Origin of the sequence: Vibrio sp. CAU 1672, assembly GCF_029223195.1 — a bacterium.
GTDB lineage: Bacteria > Pseudomonadota > Gammaproteobacteria > Enterobacterales > Vibrionaceae > Vibrio.
Genome location: NZ_JARHUF010000020.1, coordinates 58,214 through 74,913, shown reverse-complemented (window position 1 = coordinate 74,913; position 16,700 = coordinate 58,214). Strand labels below are relative to the sequence as shown.

Here is a 16,700-nt window from a genome sequence, read left to right as displayed (position 1 = left end):
GTAGCAGAATCCGTAGAGATCTATAATCAAATGAGGCCTCATACGGCTTTGAAATACAAAACGCCCGATGAAGTACATCGAGCGTTTTAGTTAAAAAGTGTCAACCCATATCAGGACGGGTCACAGATAGGCGTTAATGTTACTGAAGTTTACTCTGAACAAACGCCAGAATTTCATCCATCAAAGCATCATCGACTTTTTTCAGGTTCAGTGCCAGTGCATGTCCTTTACGGCTGTACGAAGCGCGTCCTTTGATCAGTTCGACCTTTTTTGCCTGGCTTGATGGCTTGGCCGGGATAAGATCAGAAATCCAGTTTTCCAAGCTTTCAGTCACTTCTTTGGTCAAACGAGCCACGCCTTGTGCGTTGCTACGCTGCCATAGAAAACCCTCAGCGGTGCGGCATTTTTCCAACAAAACTTGTTGTTGTTCATCATTTAATGCCGAGTACTGCTTGTGCAGTTTGACAATAGTTGGACGTCCCAGCTCGCCGACATTCGGATAGGCTTGCAATAATTCAAGTGGTAGCGCCGCCGCTTTTAGAGCCCCGCTCACCAAAGCTTCGCTGCACTGAAACATCTGAGCCAGTGCTTTTTGGTCTTCTGCTTCGCCGCTGGCCAAACGTGCCTGCATCTCTTTGCCTTTTTCATACAGAGAAAGCGGTTTGTGCGCATTGGCGACGTCGGAAAGAAATTTAGCATGGTCAGTGTTGATCTTCTCACCCACATAAACCAGAAACTCTTTTCCAGCCAAAATACACGACATTCGACGACGGCTACCATCCAGCACTTCAATGATGCCATCCGCATTGCGCCGCCCGACTGCCGGGTACTGCTGGCCACGATCTTTCAACGTGATCAGCACATCCGACAGTGCATGCTCGTTGAGGAAAGACTGCTCACGTGCATTATCAGAAAAAACCGTGGTTTGAGTTTCAATTTGCTCAGCAGGCACACGAACCAACTCAAACTGGACGGTATTTTCACCCGCAACAGCCAGTTCAATCACCTGTGCCTTTTCTTTTGCCGCCGTTTGCGCTTCTTGCGGAGTCGCGACACGGCGTTTGTTGGTTTTACCAAATAGCTTGGCGTTTAATTCAGACGTTTTTATAGCCATAAGTCATTACCCCTGATTCAGTGACGGCCAGTGTGAATGCAGTACCCGTTCAAGCTCTAATGCGCTCTTTTGCACCGCATCTTGTGCCGTCGCCAAAGTCTTTTTGCCCCCTTCAAAATCACCTACCGTGAGATCAAACACAGTACTGTAAGTATCAGCACAGGTTTCGAATGCGCGACTACGGGGAATGGTCGCCATCATCACCTGATCGCCAAGAAGATAATTCATCTCTGTCAGCACTGATACTTGCTTTTTATTGTCATCTTCGAACATGGTCGGCATCAAGCGAACAAACTCCAGCCCTTTCCAGTCTTCCGGGAACATTTCATACACTGTAGGCAGGTGCTGGAAGAAGTTAACCGTCGAAGCCCAATCGAGACGCTTCGCAGCACAAGGGATCAACAATGCGTTAGATGCGTACATCGCATTCCATACTAAAGGATCGACGTGTGGACCGGTATCAATCATGATAATGTCAAAGTCGTCAGCAATCTTATCAATTAACTGCTCTTTTAACAGACGGACAATGTCCAGTGACGGATCTTCAGTCAAAGTTTGCCACGCTTCCGCGTTAAACATGGCGTCTTCCGGGAAGGCTGAAATAGACTTTAAGTTCGGGTACTGAGTAGGTAACAGCACGTTTCTATGTAAGAACTCGCGATCAATCTCAACACCTTCCGGGACGTTGTTGAGCATAATATCCACCGCAGAGTAGATATTCTCTTGCTCATTGACACTGATCTGCGGATTCAGGAATAAACGCAGAGAACCCTGTGGGTCCAAATCAATCAGACAGATACGGTAGCGTTTATCCAAATTAAGCGCTAAGCACGCTGCCAAGTGGACCGCAGTCATCGACTTGCCGGTGCCACCCTTCTGGTTTTGCACATTCACGATCCAGGGTTTGTTCTCAACGTTTTTCTTACGCTGATGGAACTTTTGCACCCCTGCCGCATCCATTAACATATGCGCTTCTTCTAATGTAATCGAATAGTGATTCGCATTGTTCTTGGTAAACTGGTGACCTTCTGCTTCCATTTTACTGATCGCGTCATCCAATTTACGACGAGTCAAACCGGAACGGGTCTCCATCATTGCTTTAGACATTGGCGGGAAGTAATGATCACTTCGCTCTTCCAAAACAATTTCGATACGATCTGCTTGTACCTGTTGGGTAAGTTCCGCTAACTCCTGAAGATTTTCAATCGTTTTTATTCTTTGCATGCCAAATTCCATGGGAAGGATGTATGAATTTGATTGTACAGCAATACAAAGCAAAAACAACTAAAAGGTGCACGTGCATTTTGAGTAATCATCACATAAAAAACATAGCCAAGCGACCGTTTTATGAATTGTCGTATAAAACATTACAAAAATTAATCGATTTTGACCGTGATACAGTAGTGAAAAGCTACCCAAATTAAAAGTGTTACCGCGTCACCAATTTACATTGTAAAGATAAAAACAACCGGAACGATTGGTTCAACCAGCTAAACTACGGGAGATGCAAGATGGAGCAAGGGGGTGATTTATGCGCCGACAAGAATAACCCCTCCCGACGCTGGCATCATGATCATCGTTCCAGTAATATCGTCAGTAATCCAACCGACTCATACCGAAAACATGATCAAGAGCGCTACTTGATCATGCTTCCATCGGCTATGCGAGATCAGAAAGCATGATCAAGGTAAAAATACTACTTTGAAACGAGCAAGATCAGTCAACCCAGCGGATCCTGAGATCGGAACAATGATCAAGTAATGAAATTATCGGAAGCATGATAAATCAAAGCTAAATTACGGTGAGGTGTAGGCAGACTGGGGCGTCAGAAGACATTCGCGGATTTGAATACGCAAAGATGTAAAACCAAACAGCAACGGACAGTCAGGCAACGTCATGATCATGCTTCCGAACTCGTATCCAATTCAAGTGTTTATCAAGCTACACGCCATTTATGGCACATAATTTATTCACCTGGATAAAAAAACATCAAATCATCATGTGGAAACATCACCGTTACCCAGCTTGATCATCGTTCCAGACGCTTAATAAGCTTAAATAGACTGACAGCAATGCAACCTTACTCACTGACATGGCCATCTTCTGTGGATAAGGTGTACACATATCATGATCATTGTTTCGAGCCTGAGATGATCATCTTTTCGCTTGACTGATGATCATGCTTGCCTGCGTTTTTGATCATGCTTTCTGGGCTGTGTTGATCATGCTTTCTGTTTCTATATGATCATGCTTCCGTGTTTGTTCAAAAATATACACTGCCAAAACAATAACTTAGGCAGAAAAATCCCACCAGATCATTAGATCATATAATCAATATAGATCATATTAATCAAAAAGATCAGTTATTTAAAAAACCAATCTTTTTTCTTTATTTATGATCTGTTTTTCTTTATTCTTCGGAACCATAGCGTAACTACGGCTAGTGTGATCTGGATCTAAAATGACAGCTGATGAAAAAATTCTTATTAAAGCACCAAGAAGTCATAAAGATGGACATCTGTTTGAAGTCCACGAAGCTTCTGCAGATTGGGTAGAACAGTACCAACACTTCAAAGGGGTAACGAAGAGTATCCTTGAGCTATTGAATCTGATCTCCTTACGAGGCTTCAGCAGTAAAGATGGCCTGGTTTCAACCACGGAGATTGTCGAAGCAACGGATGGCCAGTTAACCCGTGCCGCATTACAACAGCGTCTGAGAGCTGCGGTTAATATCGGTTTATTTAATCAAACCCCGGTACGTTTTGAAGAAGGCTTGGCCGGAAAAACCATGCTGCATCGTTTTGTGAATCCAAATCAACTGATTTCCGCGCTCGGGGCCACCAGCTTAGTTACCGAAAAAGTACGTCAAAACGAAAAACAAAAACGTTCTAAAGCGCTGGCACAAACTCAGGTGAATAAACGCTTGTTGAATGAGCATGGCTTAAATATCCCCCCAGGAATGAAAGATGAAGCCGATCAGTTTGTCGTATCTCCGACTAATTGGGCCGGGATCATTGATCAAGCCCTGGCTCCACCGAGAACCCGCAAAAGCTACCAAAAATCTATGGTCTCGATCTCGGGCACTAAAGCTGTAATTGAAACCCGATCATCAAAGAATATTATGACCGTCGATGATCTGATGACCCTGTTCGCCCTGTTTACCCTCACCGTACAGTATCATGATCATCACAAGGATCATTACCATATGGATGCAGCCCACGTACCTAACAAGACTCCGCTCTACATCACGGATATCTTGTCGTTGCGCGGTAAAAAGGACAGCGGGCCTGCTCGTGATTCAATCCGGGACAGTATTGATCGTATCGAATTTACTGATTTTCAACTGCATGAACTGACAGGGCGTTGGTTAAGTGAAAATATGCCGGAAGGCTTTAAAAGCGATCGCTTTCGCTTTATCGCCCGTACGATCACCGCGTCTGAAGAAGCACCAACCGAAGGGAATGATGGCGAGATCCGGATCAAACCTAATCTTTATATTTTGGTATGGGAACCATCATTTTATGAAGAGCTGCTGACGCGTGATTATTTCTTCCTGTTCCCGCCGGAAATCCTCAAACAACATACTTTGGTGTTCCAGTTGTACTCATTTTTCCGTAGTCGTATGGTGCGGAAACACACCGATTGCATGCTGTTGAGTGAACTAAACCAAAAACTGGCGCGTAATATTGAGTGGCGCCGGTTCTCGATGGATCTGATCCGTGAGTTAAAACGCCTTTCTGAAGGCAAAGGCGGTGATGATCTGTTTGTCGTTAACCTGTGGGGTTATCACTTGACGATCGAAGCAATGATCAACAATGGCAAAGTGATGGACTATCAGATCGATATTAAGTGTGATGTTGAAGAAGTGCTGCGTTATTCCCGAGCACGAACGACCAATGCCGGTAAACGCAACCTGGCACCGACGCTGCCTAATCCGCTCCGTAATGAGATGGTGACAAAACAGCAGCTTGAAGCGCTATCCGGGATCATTGATGGCGAATTTGAACCTATTCAACGCAAAGCGCCTTCTCCGCGTGGCAACTTAGGCCGGCGCGTTAAACAGAAAAAGCACCTGGTTGAGATCAACGCGGACGAAATTACCATTACTCTGTCGAAATATACCTCTTCAGAAGCGCTGGAACGCAGTATAACGGCGTTATCTGCCATGACCGGGCATTCCTATGCCTCAATCAAAGAAGAGTGCACAGGTTACATTGAGAAGCTCGACTGGCTGCGAATCGGGGAGGCGATACTCCCTTATGAAACCCTGAGTAAAACAGTGGAACTGTATAACAGCCAGAATGAGGTGAAACACCTTACCATCGAACGCTTAATTGCCGGTTTGGCCGTGCGGCGTAAAGTTAGCCGCCAAATCTTCGATGGCCATCTGGATGAAACGGTTTTCCGTGCTCTGGATGAAATGGCGATGTAACTACAGGAAGTCGCTTTAAGCTGAGATGCTGCGTTTTATCTTGTTGATTTTGAATGTAACAAATCATTGCAATGATGGAAAACAGACCGAACTCTTACATAAGGCTGACATTGATGCTGCAGGTAACGACTACTATTAATCACGAATAGACAACCTTTTGTCCTTTCTGATGATTAATAGATTGGCTCATATTGTTACATTCATTCTGAATCGTATTTGCGAGTTTCCCCGGGAGACTCGCTTTTTTTTTTGCCTGAGAAACGCCTTGATCATGCTTTCGCAATGAACTTAATCCCCTTGATCATCTTTCCTGATCCCGTCTATCTGTTATGGTTCACCACCCGCCTGCGGGTGAAGTATCATGCTGTGAAAAGTAATGCGCTGACATTATGCTACCAGTCTATGAAATGGATTACTTTGTTACCATTATTGATTAATGTCTTTGAATTATCAGGGAAAAATATAGCTAAGATGAAGGGCGTTTATTGACAGAAAATTGTCGTTTTAATGCTGTTTTTGGCATTGTAATGACAAAACTGTCACTAGCCTTACGGATAATTATCAGGTGGGCAGCAGCTAGCTTTCTACAATTTCATGAAACAGGCGTTCGTTGCCTCCAACAGCGGTCGCCAAGAGGGAGGACGTCGCCGTCCTCTCTTTTTCAGCCTTTCCTTTTAAGTCTTTCCCCAGCCAGCCAATGATCATTGCCGATACCCTTGATCATCTTTCCGTAGACAGTGATAACTAACATAGTGCGTCAGGGCAACATGTGCTTCGATCACGTTGTTAGCCTGATGTTGCCAGTAACCTTGATCAATCTGCTTATTACAAAACTCTAAACACAGCACGGTTAAATGCTGTAAGCGTTTCATACACCAGTTGCGGATATCTTGATCATTGTCGAAACGACAGGCAGCCTGCTCCAACTTCGCTGAGGTATATTGCAAAATCCGGTAGGCTCGATGAGGATGCTGCGTTCGTGAGTGCTGGAACACCCGCAGACAGCCATCCAGCCAGCACGCCAGCGCTTTGCTTTGCTGTGTGGTCAGTTCTGGCCCAAATACTGAGTCAGGGACTTGATAGAGCAGTTGTTCAAGCGGGGTGATTTGGTCATGGTACCCATTGCGGTACCACTGGGAGATCTGATCTTGCCATGTGGTTAAGTTCATGCCGCGCCTCTGCTTTGTCAGGGCCGTTTCAGATCTTAACGGCGATCAAAACGGTCAGAATGTTGCTGGTCAGTTTATTTAATAAGTGTGGTTCAGGATCAGTTGGATGCCAACTGGCGAGTGGGGTTGCTGAAGGTGACGGAAAATGCCTCGGGGCTCAGAGCGGCGAGGCAAAGGAGGAAGCGGTATTGGGGGCAAAAAGTGAGAGCTTGATCGGTTTACTTTTTTAAGGGTAATCATTTAAATGTAATCGCTTCGTACGCCTTTGGCAAAAGGTTAGTGATGATTCTATTAGCGACTTTATGAAAGCTCGAAACCTATCACATTTCCCTACTGTTTTGCTTACCTGCGGGATAGGGGTTTGCTATAGATTAGGCGTCGAAAACATGGTGCGTTCGGAGGAGATATGTCCATTAATTCAATTGACCATGAAGAGATGACCAATATGGCGCACAAATGGGAAGTTCTGGAAGAAGAGACCGTTGAGCAGCCAGTACAAAAGGTAAAATCAGCAGAAGCTAGACGACGCATTGAAGTATTGCGCGAAATTCGTGAAAGCGGTTTGAGCATTGAAGAGGCCAGGGAGCTTGGCCTAATCCACTAATCAATGGCTTTGCCGATTTACAAGCAAGGGTGGTCGTGCGACCGCCCTTTTTATATTCCATCTCTCTGGCTGTTATTGACTTTCCTGATTTGACTTACTAACGCCTGGATCAATACCAATAAGCCTTTTGTTTGTATGAAACAAGTGGCAAATCTCGAGCGTTGGTATCTATGTCCCGATCCTTTTCTATCAATCCGATGGGCCACATGGCTTTCTTTCCAACTTCTGTCCGGTAAGCATAATGCTCGCCAGCCAACGATGGCCCGGTAGCGAACACGATTATCAAGTACAAACATTTCCTACTCTGTGGTTGCCGCGCCGAATCTAATACGCCAGCACGCCGTTTGAAGCGTTTGCCTTAAGCCGCAAATATCAGCATCTGCTACGTGACGATTAGCAGACCCTTGAACTCATCGTGATGGCATTTATTGGGCGGGAGAAGTATCTGCAACCCCCGGGACTGGCACGTAGGCTGATTCTGACCCGTAATGTGTGTTTAACCAAACATGCGCACCACGAGCCATTCTGGCGGAGGGCTGCGATGGCAACGGATAAAATCATTTGGGTTACATCATGATGAATGTTAGGGCAGAGTTGAGATACATATCGCCGTACAATCGGGCCTGTTTAATGGAGCAGGCGTAATTGGCCGGCAACGAAAGCTTGGAGCTCCGTTACTCGGCGAGTTAGCAACGTGAATTTTACAGTGTAAATGAGCTTTTTTGACTAGTTTCTGATGGTGTTTACCCCAGACCAGGCTGCACAAGTTAGCCAGGTTCGGCTACTGTGAGCATGCGTTTGCGTCATTATCGGAAAAGGCGTGTGCTCAGTGTTAATGCCATCAAACAAGACCCGCAGTAGCGCCGTTTTGGGGCCGGAATGAATGAGTTTGTCGTCAAGCCGGTTAGCACGGCGCACTTACAAGGGAATGTTCAGCGCTATATTTCCGCGGATATATTTGTTGGGGTCGGTTGAGCGGTGAGTTGAACTTGATCAAGTTAAACATGTTTTTATTCTGCAATGCCCGACCTGTATGCTATAGTTTGCGCCCAATTGTGAAAGTATCTTGAGGCTGAATATGTCGCTCAATCTATCCTTATTGCCGCCAGATGAAAAAAACAAAATTGAACTTGATAAGCAAGCTTCCTTTTTGGTTTGGAAACTCAAGCAGGCCAAATGTGGCCCGGAAGCAATAGCAGAGCAACTAGCTAAGATTAATGATGCGGATGAAAAAGCCTTTTTTCATCAGTCAGTCGACAAGTACAAACGAGTCATGGGTGTAGCCTGAAATACATAATACTGCTGCTTCGGCGGCAGTTATGTCACTCGCTCATTCCTCTGCAAAGTGAAAATTGAAATCGTTTTACTTTTTGCTAAAATCCTTCGCGTTAAATTGAATTAGAGAGAACATCCCGATGGGAAGAAGTTTTGAAGTGCGCAAAGCCTCTATGGCAAAAACAGCGGGCGCAAAAATTAAAGTTTATTCCAAATACGGTAAAGAAATTTACATGTGCGCGAAAAACGGTGGTGCAGATCCAGACATGAACTTGTCTCTGAAACACCTGATCGCAAAAGCGAAAAAGGACCAGGTTCCTGCGCACGTTATCGACAAAGCTATCGACAAAGCAAACGGTGGTGGTGGTGAAGACTACGTACCAGCACGTTACGAAGGCTTTGGCCCTGGCGGTACAAGCGTGATTGTCGACTGCCTGACAGACAACGGCAACCGTACATTCCAAGATGTGCGCCAATGTTTCGTTAAAACCGGTGCTAAGATTGGTGTTGAAGGTTCGGTTTCTCACATGTTCGATCACCAAGCTGTATTCCAGTTCAAAGGCGATGATGATGAAATCATTCTAGAAACGCTAATGATGGAAGACGTTGATGTGACTGACGTTGAACTGGAAGATGGTGTGATCACTGTATTTGCTCCTCATACCGAGTTCTTCAAGACGAAGACTGCGCTAAATGGTGCATTCCCGGATCTAACGATTGATGTGGAAGAAATTACTTTCGTTCCACAAACTCACACGCCAGTAGCGGGTGAAGATGCAGAGAAGTTCCAGAAGTTCCTTGATCTACTGGATGACTGTGATGACGTTCAGCAGGTTTACCACAACGCTGAGCTATAATTCATCGCCAAATCGAGAAAACCGAGCCTAACCGCTCGGTTTTTTTATGCCTGAGAGATGGCTTTTGATGTGGCTAGCCATGCGGACAAGCGGCGCACCTGTGGTAAAACCGTCAGGTTCAGCAGTAGTGCGCATGGCCAGGCTAATGAAAAGCTTTCCAGCCAGACTGGCGGCCATTCGGCGTTGAAGCCCAATCGGTAGCCGGACAGTACTCCCGACATGATCAAGGCCATAGTTAATGAAGAGAGCAGGGAAGAAATCCAAAATTGTTTGCGGCTCATAATTTTTCTCTTGTGATTGGTTTTTTAGTTTAAGTAAGGATATAACTATCCAATATCGAGAAAAATAGTCAGGTTCAGAACTATGGCTTCCATATTTGGAAATATTGATGATCTCTATTTGTTTTGCTGCGTGGTCGAGGAGGGCTCACTGCTGGCTGCCTCGAGAAAACTCGGTTTGCCGGTTTCGACCATGTCGCGTCGCCTGAGTGCGCTTGAACAGCGCTTGGCTATGCGCTTGCTGGAGAAAAACGGCCGCGAGCTGATGGCGACCCAAACCGGTGACTACGCGTTTAAACGCCTGAGCAGTGCGATGGAGCAGGTTGAATATGTGATGGGCGATCTGGAGTTGCAAAGCCAGCAGGTGCAAGGGCAGCTGAAAGTGATCATGCCCCATCGCATTTATGGCAATTTTGCCGGCGATGTGATTGCCCGGTTTATGCGCGAATATCCTAAAGTGAGCCTGGATCTGGTCCTCAGTCAGGATTTTGTGGTGCCGCAAACCGATCGTGATCTGGTGGTGACGTTTGATATCACCGGATTGGATGAGATGGTGGCCCGGCCGTTTTTTGAAGCTAAGCATGCATTCTTTGCCAGCCCGGAGTATCTTGCCAGCCACTTGCCGATAGAGGATGTCGGCGATCTCTCGCAACATCAGTGGGTGGCGGTCAGCCATGATAAAGACATCCCGGTCTACCATCAGCAGGCGTTAGTGGATATGGTCAAAATCCAGCCCCGGTTGGTGGTCAATGACATCAGTGCGGTGATCCGGGCGACGGAACAGGGCTTTGGGATCGCATCACTGCCACTGCGTCATGTGACTCCGGAACGAAACCTGATCCGGATCCTGCCGGATTATCACCGGGGAAAACGCCAGGCCTATCTGGTTTACCGTCAAAGAACTCATCAGCCCAAAGCGCTAAAGCTGCTGATCGAGGCTCTGCTGGCGAATGCGCCTGAGCCACAGTTGCATTTTAATCAGCCTGATCTACCGCAGTGAATGGCAGCAGATAACTTGGCGACTTAATGTCGCCCAGCTACTGAGCCTTTGCCATTAATTCCCGCCGTTTACCATTCACTCTCGCATATTACCGTTGGTCGCATGGCTCTGCCAGTGCCAGCCTATTTGCATATTCTAACCTCATCATTTCATGCACAACTAAGGACAGAATGATGATGGTGTTCCGCTTACTTGCAACTTCTCGTTTAAAAAGCATTGTTGGCATGCTGACAACGCTAGTGGTCAGCACTTCAATGGCGATGGCGAACCCGAGTGAACAGTTAATCAGCCAGTTTAACCAGGCCGCGCAAGGAGATTCGGCACTGATCAATGAGGTGAATGACAAATTGAGCCTGCTGATCAAAGAGCAGGGAGCTACACCGCTGACGTTAGTCTACCTCGGCAGCAGCGAAACCCTGCAAGGACGTGAGGCGTGGATGCCCTGGAATCAACTGAAGATCACCGAAAGGGGACTGGCAACGATCCAGAAAGGCATCGATTTAATGGCGAATCAACCAATACCGCTTCAGGAGCAACAGCGCCTGAACGGATTGCCGGAGTATCAACTGGCTACCGCGATGGCGGCAACTACCTTCACCGCTTTACCGGATTTATTTAATCATTTCGAACGTGGTTACGAGTTGTATTTGTCCCTGCTTAATAACCCGGGATTTACCCAGCAGCCGTTTCCTGCCACGTCATGGGTGTACCGCTACGCGATACAGGCGGCTTTACGCGCCGAAGACCGCTCACAAGCCGAGCGCTGGTTGGCTGAGATGTTACGTCAGGACAGCCAGAATATTGAAACTCAGGCGGCCCAAGCCCTGTTGTCCGCAAATCGCGGTTAAGGAGTGAGCATGATCCGTTTTTCTAGTCTTAGCCGTGACTACCAGCTCGGCAGTCAAAGCGTCGCTGCGCTGCGCGGTATTTCCGGGCAAATCGCTGCCGGTGAAATGGTTGCGCTATGCGGCCCGTCGGGATCCGGCAAAAGTACCCTGCTTAATATCATCGGTATGTTAGATAGTGGCTATCACGGGGAGCTGAGTTTTGCCGGCGAGCCTTATCCAACCCACCCCCACCTGGCGGCGAAAGTGCGCCGCGAACAACTGGGGTTTATTTTTCAGAAGTTTAATCTCGTGCCGGTGATGACGGCGTTAGAAAACGTAGCGTACCCTCTGCTGCTTAACGGCTACTCAAAATCAGAGCAGACCAAACTGGCGATACAAATGCTTGAGCATGTCGGACTGGGTGAGTTTGTTCACCATAGGCCGGATAACCTCTCTGGTGGCCAGCAACAACGGGTGGCCATTGCCCGGGCACTGGTGCATAAGCCCGCCCTGGTGATTGCAGACGAGCCGACCGCCAGCCTCGACAGCCGTACCGCCAATAAAGTGGTCGATATCATGAAACAACTCGGCCACGAGATGGGCACGACCTTTATTGTCGCCACCCATGACCCACGGATGGCGAGCCGTTGTGATCGCAGCATTGAACTGGTTGATGGTGAGATCGTCCCCCCAGCTATGATTATGCCGCAACAGGAGGTCTCATGGGCAAGTTAACCACCATTATCGTGCCAGGTGCGCTGCGTCTGGCCTGGCTCAATTTACACCGAAACCGTCGTCGCAGCTTATTGTCGGTAATAATTGTTGCTATCGCGGTGTTTGCCTTAACCAGCGCCGGCGGCTTCGGCCTGTATACCTATGACAGTCTGAAAGAGTCGACCGCGAGAGATACCGGGCATCTGATCCTCACAACCCCGGGGTATTTCACTAAGGATGAGGAAATGCCGCTGAGTAACGGGTTAAGTCACGCGGACGCCTTAGTCAAAGCCCTGATTGGCCTGAGCGAGGTGCGCGGCGTGCAACCTCGGGTGGAATTCAGCGGCTTGATCTCTAATGGTAATAAGTCTGCGATTTTTATCGGTAATGGTGTGAATGAACGTGAATTTGACATGAAAGGGCCGTTTCTTGACGTCAGGCAGGGACAGACCTTATCCAACATTCATGCCTCCCGTTATGATCCTTCCCAGCCGGAGGTGATGTTGGGTATCGATCTGGCAAAAAATTTAAGTGTCAGTGTCGGAGATTGGATCACCCTGTTGTCGACCACTGCCGATGGGGCGCTTAATGCTTACGATTTTAAAGTCCGTGGTATTTACTCTACCGGTGTACCGGAGCTCGACAAGCGCCAGCTCTATGTACACATCAGCAGTGCCCAGGCTTTGCTCGGCTCGGACAAAGTGAGCGCGTTGTCGCTGTTTTTGTTTGATACCCTGCAGACGGAACCAGTCCGTGCTGAGGTGACAGGTATTTTGGCCACCCTGCGGGATCAGAACGACGGTCAGGCGATAGAAGTTACGCCATGGCAGGAACGGGCGTTTTTCTATCTCAAAGTGAAGGATTTGTACGATCGCATCTTTGGCATTATGGGGGCGGTAATGGCACTGGTGGTGTTTGTGGCGCTGTTCAACACCATGGCCATGTCGGTGACCGAACGTACGCGTGAAATCGGCACGTTATCGGCGATGGGCAGCTACCCCGGTGAGATCATTGCGGGCTTTCTGCGCGAGGCTGGGTTGCTGGCTATGATTGGCAGCCTGTTTGGTGCGCTGTTAACCGCCTTACTGACGGTGTTTTTGATGCTGGTCGATGTGCAGATGCCACCACCGCCCGGGCAGACCCAAGGTTACCCACTGACGATCTATTTCTCCTGGGAACTGGTGATGATGGCGGCGTGTACCGTACTGCTGATCTGCCTGGTTGCCGCGTATTTTTCGGCCCGCAAAGGGGTTAACAAACCCATCACGGAGGCACTGATTTATGTTTAAAGTCGCAAAATTATGTCTTATCGCTCTGCTAAGTGCCCACGTCGGCAGCGCACTGGCTGAAGGGGCGCTTGACCAAGAGCAGGTGGCGCAACTGATAGAAAAAGCGGACCGTTACCGTCTGCAGGAGCAATCGTCGAAAGTGGTATCGCTGGTGCATTTGTACCACAACCAGCAACTGGATAAGACGCGTTTGTACCACGTTTACACCCGTTCTGGCCATGAGTCTTTGGTGGTGTTTAAGTCGGCGGTTGAGGCGGGGCAGAAGATGCTGATGCTGGGGGATAACTACTGGCTGCAAATGCCGAAAAGCCGCCGCCCGATCCGCATTACGCCGATGCAGAAACTGCTGGGCGAAGCGTCGATAGGCGATATTTCGACCCTGACCTGGAGCCAGGATTACCAGGGCCAGTGGCAGGCAACGGAGTCAGTGCGTATCGCCGATAAGGAGGTACCTGCCTACCGTCTGTTGCTGACGGCGAAAACTCAGGGGGCCAGTTATCAGCAAATCGATCTTTGGTTGAGTACCCAAGAGGGTTTTCCGCTTAAAGCCGATCTTTACCTGCGCTCCGGGAAACTGGCCAAGCAGGCTGAATATACCCGCTCGAACGATCGGGGTGGGGTGTATGTCAGTGCCATGACGTTGCTCGACAGCATTCAGCCGAGCAAAAAGACCGTGATTGAATATCAGCAGATCATGCCCTGGCAACTGGACGACAAGTTTTACAACCCAAGCTATTTGAGCAAAGTCAATGGCGAGCAATTGTGAAGGGGAAACGTAAGTGGCGTTATGCAGCAGGAAATGGCTTCATCCGGTACTGGTGACGTGGGGAACCTTGATGTCTTCTGTCGTCATGGCTGATGCTTTACCTCTCAGCTTTGAATGGGACTGGGCCGTGAGTTATGAGACGGCCAGTCAGCGTGACAGTGCGTTTATTCAGGCGCAGTCGGCAAGACGTAAGGCGCTGAACTCACTGCTGGATGTGCAAATCAACTATCGCAATTTCAGTGGGTTGTTTACCTTATCCAGCCAGGGCTGGTACCAGAGTGGAAACAACCAGCACGGTGGCTGGCACGCTCCACAGCATGACTGGTTGGTGCGGGAGTTGGTCTGGCAAGGGGAGTGGCAACTGAGAGCGACAACCTTGGATGTCAGTGCAGGCAAGCTGCGGGTGGACTGGGGGGTTGGTTATGGTTACCGGCCGCTGGATCTGTTTAAGCCTTATCGACAAAACCCGCTGGGTCTGGTGGCGGAAGAAGGGGCCGGAGTTGTCTCGCTTTCGTATTTTGATCCATTGGGCGACTGGACCTTGATCGCCACTGATTCGGGCTGGGGGCAACAAGCACAGAGTGCGCTTGATCAAGCTGCTGAGCAGCGCGGGATAGGCCTGCGCCGTTATATGTTGAGCGATGCTAGTGAATATCAGGCGATCGCTTACTACGATGATCTGCGGCGGGGTTTGGTCGGGGCGAGCGTTATTTCGCTTTGGGATGCATCCCTGGCCTGGCATGGCTCGGCGTTGTGGCAGAAACAGAGTGTCGGTTATGCGATACCAGACAGCGTTTATGCTCCGGTTGAAGTTGCACCGCAAGGAGACGCGTTCCAGGCGTTGCTGGGACTCAACTGGGCCAACCCGGCTGGCCATAACATTATTGCCGAATATTGGTATGACAGCCGTGCGTGGTCGAAAAGCGAGTGGCAACAAGCCATTGGCCGAGGGGAGTGGCTCTCGATTGCGCCCCAAACGGCGCCGCTTGCAGCGAGCTATGCCCAGGGGTTACAACACGCCAATATTGTCCAGCATAACCTGCTGGTGCACTGGAGTTGGGATTCTGAAGCCTGGCTGGCCTGGCAAGCCGCTACGCTGCCACAATGGCTTGGTGACTGGACGCCGACCTTAGATGTGATGATCGCACCGCAGGATGGCGGGATGATTGCCACCCAATGGCTGAACTATCAGTGGATAGATACCGGTGAGCAAAGTGTTGAATTGGAATTTGCCGCACGTTTTTTGATCGGTGATGACGACTCGGCATATGCACAAATTAATGATAAGCATATGATTGTATTTAATCTGAGAGGAAAATTTTAATGATGTCAGTCAAGTCGTTAGTGCTACCCGGCTGGTGGCGCAGCTTGTTCGTCACGACCTTATTCTGTTTGTTTATCTCGACCATGACCTTGTCGGTGTGGGGCGGGGGCTATTATATTCACGTTGCGATCAGCTTTGGCTTCGGTTATTCCGCCCTGTTTTTTTCCTGGTTGATCGATCGGTGGTTTCCTGCTGTGCCACGCATGATGGAAGTCGCGCTCTCGCTGACCGCCTGTCTGGCCGTTGGCCTGCTTAACGCACGGTTTTGGACCAGTGACTTTTTTGCTATCTCCGATATGGTTCCGGTTGGCCTGATGGGGTTGCTGTTCAGTGCCATGTGTTACTTCTACTTTCTTTCTAAGGAGAATCAGGCGATCGCCGAGCGAGAACTGGAAACGATTAAGCGTGAAAAAGCCGAGCAGGAACGTGCGCTGTTGCTCAGTCAGCTTAAGCAACTGCAAAGTCAGATGGAGCCGCACTTTTTGTTTAACACCCTGGCCAACATCAGCGCGTTGATGTCGCACGACGTTGATAAAGCCAAACAGATGCTGGAGCAGTTAACCGCGTTGTTACGTTCGACGCTGAATAGCTCACGGCAGGAGACAACGTGTGTGGCGGATGAGGTTGCACTGATCGAGGCTTATTTGTCGATCCAGCGAATTCGGCTTGGTGACCGGTTGCGTTTTCATATCGTGGTCGATGATGGCCTTCAGCAGACGGAGCTGCCGCCGATGCTGCTGCAACCGTTGGTGGAAAACGCCATCATTCATGGCATCGAACCCAAGCGAGATGGCGGCAGTGTGACACTGACCATCGCCCGGCATGAGCAATGCCTGAATATCGAGGTCAAAGACACCGGTGTCGGGTTGAGTCATAACAGCAGTCATAACAGCAGTCATAACGGCTCAGGGGTCGGGCTGAGTAACCTGAAGCAAAGGTTAGAGACCCTGTTTGCCGGGCAGGCATCGTTGTCTGTTACCGAGCCTCCCTGCGGGGGAACCTGTGTCAGGCTTAGCTGGCCATTAGCGTAACAGTGATAACCCAGAGAAAC

Annotated in this window: 16 protein-coding genes; 12 read left to right on the top strand and 4 right to left on the bottom strand. The window is 48.8% G+C overall.

All coding sequences use genetic code 11. The features are described 5' to 3' along the window. A partial coding sequence (locus tag P2G85_RS16375) for an integrase core domain-containing protein (RefSeq protein WP_139045525.1) occupies positions 1–90 on the top strand: 90 nt, incomplete at its 5' end. Positions 91–139: 49 nt separating this feature from the next. On the opposite strand, the gene P2G85_RS16370 is transcribed toward P2G85_RS16375, so the two are convergent. Next, complete coding sequence (locus P2G85_RS16370) at positions 140–1,114, bottom strand: ParB/RepB/Spo0J family partition protein (protein ID WP_275865136.1); 975 nt, start codon at positions 1,112–1,114, stop codon at positions 140–142. Positions 1,115–1,120: 6 nt separating this feature from the next. Beyond that, positions 1,121–2,338, bottom strand: a complete 1,218-nt coding sequence (locus P2G85_RS16365; protein ID WP_275865135.1) for an AAA family ATPase — start codon at positions 2,336–2,338, stop codon at positions 1,121–1,123. Positions 2,339–3,575: 1,237 nt separating this feature from the next. Between P2G85_RS16365 and P2G85_RS16360 the strand changes: the two genes are divergently transcribed. Further along, positions 3,576–5,546 carry a replication initiator protein RctB domain-containing protein gene (locus P2G85_RS16360; protein WP_275865134.1) on the top strand — a complete coding sequence of 657 codons (1,971 nt, stop codon included), beginning with the start codon at positions 3,576–3,578 and terminating at the stop codon, positions 5,544–5,546. Positions 5,547–6,247: 701 nt separating this feature from the next. On the opposite strand, the gene P2G85_RS16355 is transcribed toward P2G85_RS16360, so the two are convergent. Next, positions 6,248–6,715, bottom strand: coding sequence for a transcriptional regulator (locus P2G85_RS16355; RefSeq protein WP_275865133.1), 468 nt, complete (start codon positions 6,713–6,715; stop codon positions 6,248–6,250). A 406-nt stretch (positions 6,716–7,121) separates the two neighbouring features. Between P2G85_RS16355 and P2G85_RS16350 the strand changes: the two genes are divergently transcribed. The 3 genes from P2G85_RS16350 to P2G85_RS16340 all read left to right on the top strand — a co-directional run bounded on the left by P2G85_RS16350 (position 7,122) and on the right by P2G85_RS16340 (position 9,451). Continuing rightward, entirely contained in the window at positions 7,122–7,319 is a 198-nt protein-coding gene (locus tag P2G85_RS16350) for a hypothetical protein (protein WP_275865132.1), read from the top strand. 1,078 nt (positions 7,320–8,397) lie between these two features. Continuing rightward, positions 8,398–8,607, top strand: coding sequence for a DUF3283 family protein (locus tag P2G85_RS16345; protein ID WP_275865131.1), 210 nt, complete (start codon positions 8,398–8,400; stop codon positions 8,605–8,607). Positions 8,608–8,734: 127 nt separating this feature from the next. Further along, a complete protein-coding gene (locus P2G85_RS16340; protein ID WP_275865130.1) occupies positions 8,735–9,451 on the top strand; it encodes a YebC/PmpR family DNA-binding transcriptional regulator in 717 nt (238 codons plus the stop codon). Positions 9,452–9,495: 44 nt separating this feature from the next. Here P2G85_RS16340 and P2G85_RS16335 read toward each other — a convergent pair whose 3' ends face one another. Next, a complete protein-coding gene (locus tag P2G85_RS16335; protein WP_275865129.1) occupies positions 9,496–9,732 on the bottom strand; it encodes a DUF2798 domain-containing protein in 237 nt (78 codons plus the stop codon). Between the two features lie 82 nt (positions 9,733–9,814). On the opposite strand from P2G85_RS16335, the gene P2G85_RS16330 reads away from it, so the two are divergent. From P2G85_RS16330 to P2G85_RS16300, 7 genes are all read left to right on the top strand, one after another. Further along, positions 9,815–10,729 carry a LysR family transcriptional regulator gene (locus P2G85_RS16330; RefSeq protein ID WP_275865128.1) on the top strand — a complete coding sequence of 305 codons (915 nt, stop codon included), beginning with the start codon at positions 9,815–9,817 and terminating at the stop codon, positions 10,727–10,729. Between the two features lie 224 nt (positions 10,730–10,953). Continuing rightward, complete coding sequence (locus tag P2G85_RS16325) at positions 10,954–11,577, top strand: hypothetical protein (RefSeq protein WP_275865127.1); 624 nt, start codon at positions 10,954–10,956, stop codon at positions 11,575–11,577. 9 nt (positions 11,578–11,586) lie between these two features. Beyond that, positions 11,587–12,291 (top strand): ABC transporter ATP-binding protein, encoded by a 705-nt coding sequence (locus P2G85_RS16320; protein WP_275865126.1) that lies wholly within the window; start codon positions 11,587–11,589, stop codon positions 12,289–12,291. After that, positions 12,279–13,559, top strand: a complete 1,281-nt coding sequence (locus P2G85_RS16315; RefSeq protein ID WP_275865125.1) for an ABC transporter permease — start codon at positions 12,279–12,281, stop codon at positions 13,557–13,559. Before P2G85_RS16320 ends, P2G85_RS16315 begins: the two co-directional genes overlap by 13 nt. Continuing rightward, positions 13,552–14,325, top strand: coding sequence for an outer membrane lipoprotein-sorting protein (locus P2G85_RS16310; RefSeq protein WP_275865124.1), 774 nt, complete (start codon positions 13,552–13,554; stop codon positions 14,323–14,325). The genes P2G85_RS16315 and P2G85_RS16310 overlap by 8 nt, the downstream gene beginning before the upstream one ends. 70 nt (positions 14,326–14,395) lie before the next feature. Continuing rightward, positions 14,396–15,649 (top strand): hypothetical protein, encoded by a 1,254-nt coding sequence (locus P2G85_RS16305; protein ID WP_275865123.1) that lies wholly within the window; start codon positions 14,396–14,398, stop codon positions 15,647–15,649. Further along, a complete protein-coding gene (locus tag P2G85_RS16300; protein ID WP_275865122.1) occupies positions 15,649–16,680 on the top strand; it encodes a sensor histidine kinase in 1,032 nt (343 codons plus the stop codon). Before P2G85_RS16305 ends, P2G85_RS16300 begins: the two co-directional genes overlap by 1 nt. The last annotated feature ends 20 nt before the right edge of the window (positions 16,681–16,700 follow it).

Bases quoted from the DNA above. Each gene is read 5' to 3' on its own strand.
- P2G85_RS16350 (WP_275865132.1), top strand. From the start codon at position 7,122: ATGTCCATTAATTCAATTGACCATGAAGAGATGACCAATATGGCGCAC.
- P2G85_RS16335 (WP_275865129.1), bottom strand. From the start codon at position 9,732: ATGAGCCGCAAACAATTTTGGATTTCTTCCCTGCTCTCTTCATTAACT.
- P2G85_RS16360 (WP_275865134.1), top strand. From the start codon at position 3,576: ATGACAGCTGATGAAAAAATTCTTATTAAAGCACCAAGAAGTCATAAA.
- P2G85_RS16330 (WP_275865128.1), top strand. From the start codon at position 9,815: ATGGCTTCCATATTTGGAAATATTGATGATCTCTATTTGTTTTGCTGC.
- P2G85_RS16355 (WP_275865133.1), bottom strand. From the start codon at position 6,715: ATGAACTTAACCACATGGCAAGATCAGATCTCCCAGTGGTACCGCAAT.
- P2G85_RS16325 (WP_275865127.1), top strand. From the start codon at position 10,954: ATGCTGACAACGCTAGTGGTCAGCACTTCAATGGCGATGGCGAACCCG.
- P2G85_RS16315 (WP_275865125.1), top strand. From the start codon at position 12,279: ATGGGCAAGTTAACCACCATTATCGTGCCAGGTGCGCTGCGTCTGGCC.
- P2G85_RS16345 (WP_275865131.1), top strand. From the start codon at position 8,398: ATGTCGCTCAATCTATCCTTATTGCCGCCAGATGAAAAAAACAAAATT.
- P2G85_RS16320 (WP_275865126.1), top strand. From the start codon at position 11,587: ATGATCCGTTTTTCTAGTCTTAGCCGTGACTACCAGCTCGGCAGTCAA.
- P2G85_RS16370 (WP_275865136.1), bottom strand. From the start codon at position 1,114: ATGGCTATAAAAACGTCTGAATTAAACGCCAAGCTATTTGGTAAAACC.
- P2G85_RS16305 (WP_275865123.1), top strand. From the start codon at position 14,396: ATGTCTTCTGTCGTCATGGCTGATGCTTTACCTCTCAGCTTTGAATGG.
- P2G85_RS16340 (WP_275865130.1), top strand. From the start codon at position 8,735: ATGGGAAGAAGTTTTGAAGTGCGCAAAGCCTCTATGGCAAAAACAGCG.
- P2G85_RS16365 (WP_275865135.1), bottom strand. From the start codon at position 2,338: ATGCAAAGAATAAAAACGATTGAAAATCTTCAGGAGTTAGCGGAACTT.
- P2G85_RS16300 (WP_275865122.1), top strand. From the start codon at position 15,649: ATGATGTCAGTCAAGTCGTTAGTGCTACCCGGCTGGTGGCGCAGCTTG.
- P2G85_RS16310 (WP_275865124.1), top strand. From the start codon at position 13,552: ATGTTTAAAGTCGCAAAATTATGTCTTATCGCTCTGCTAAGTGCCCAC.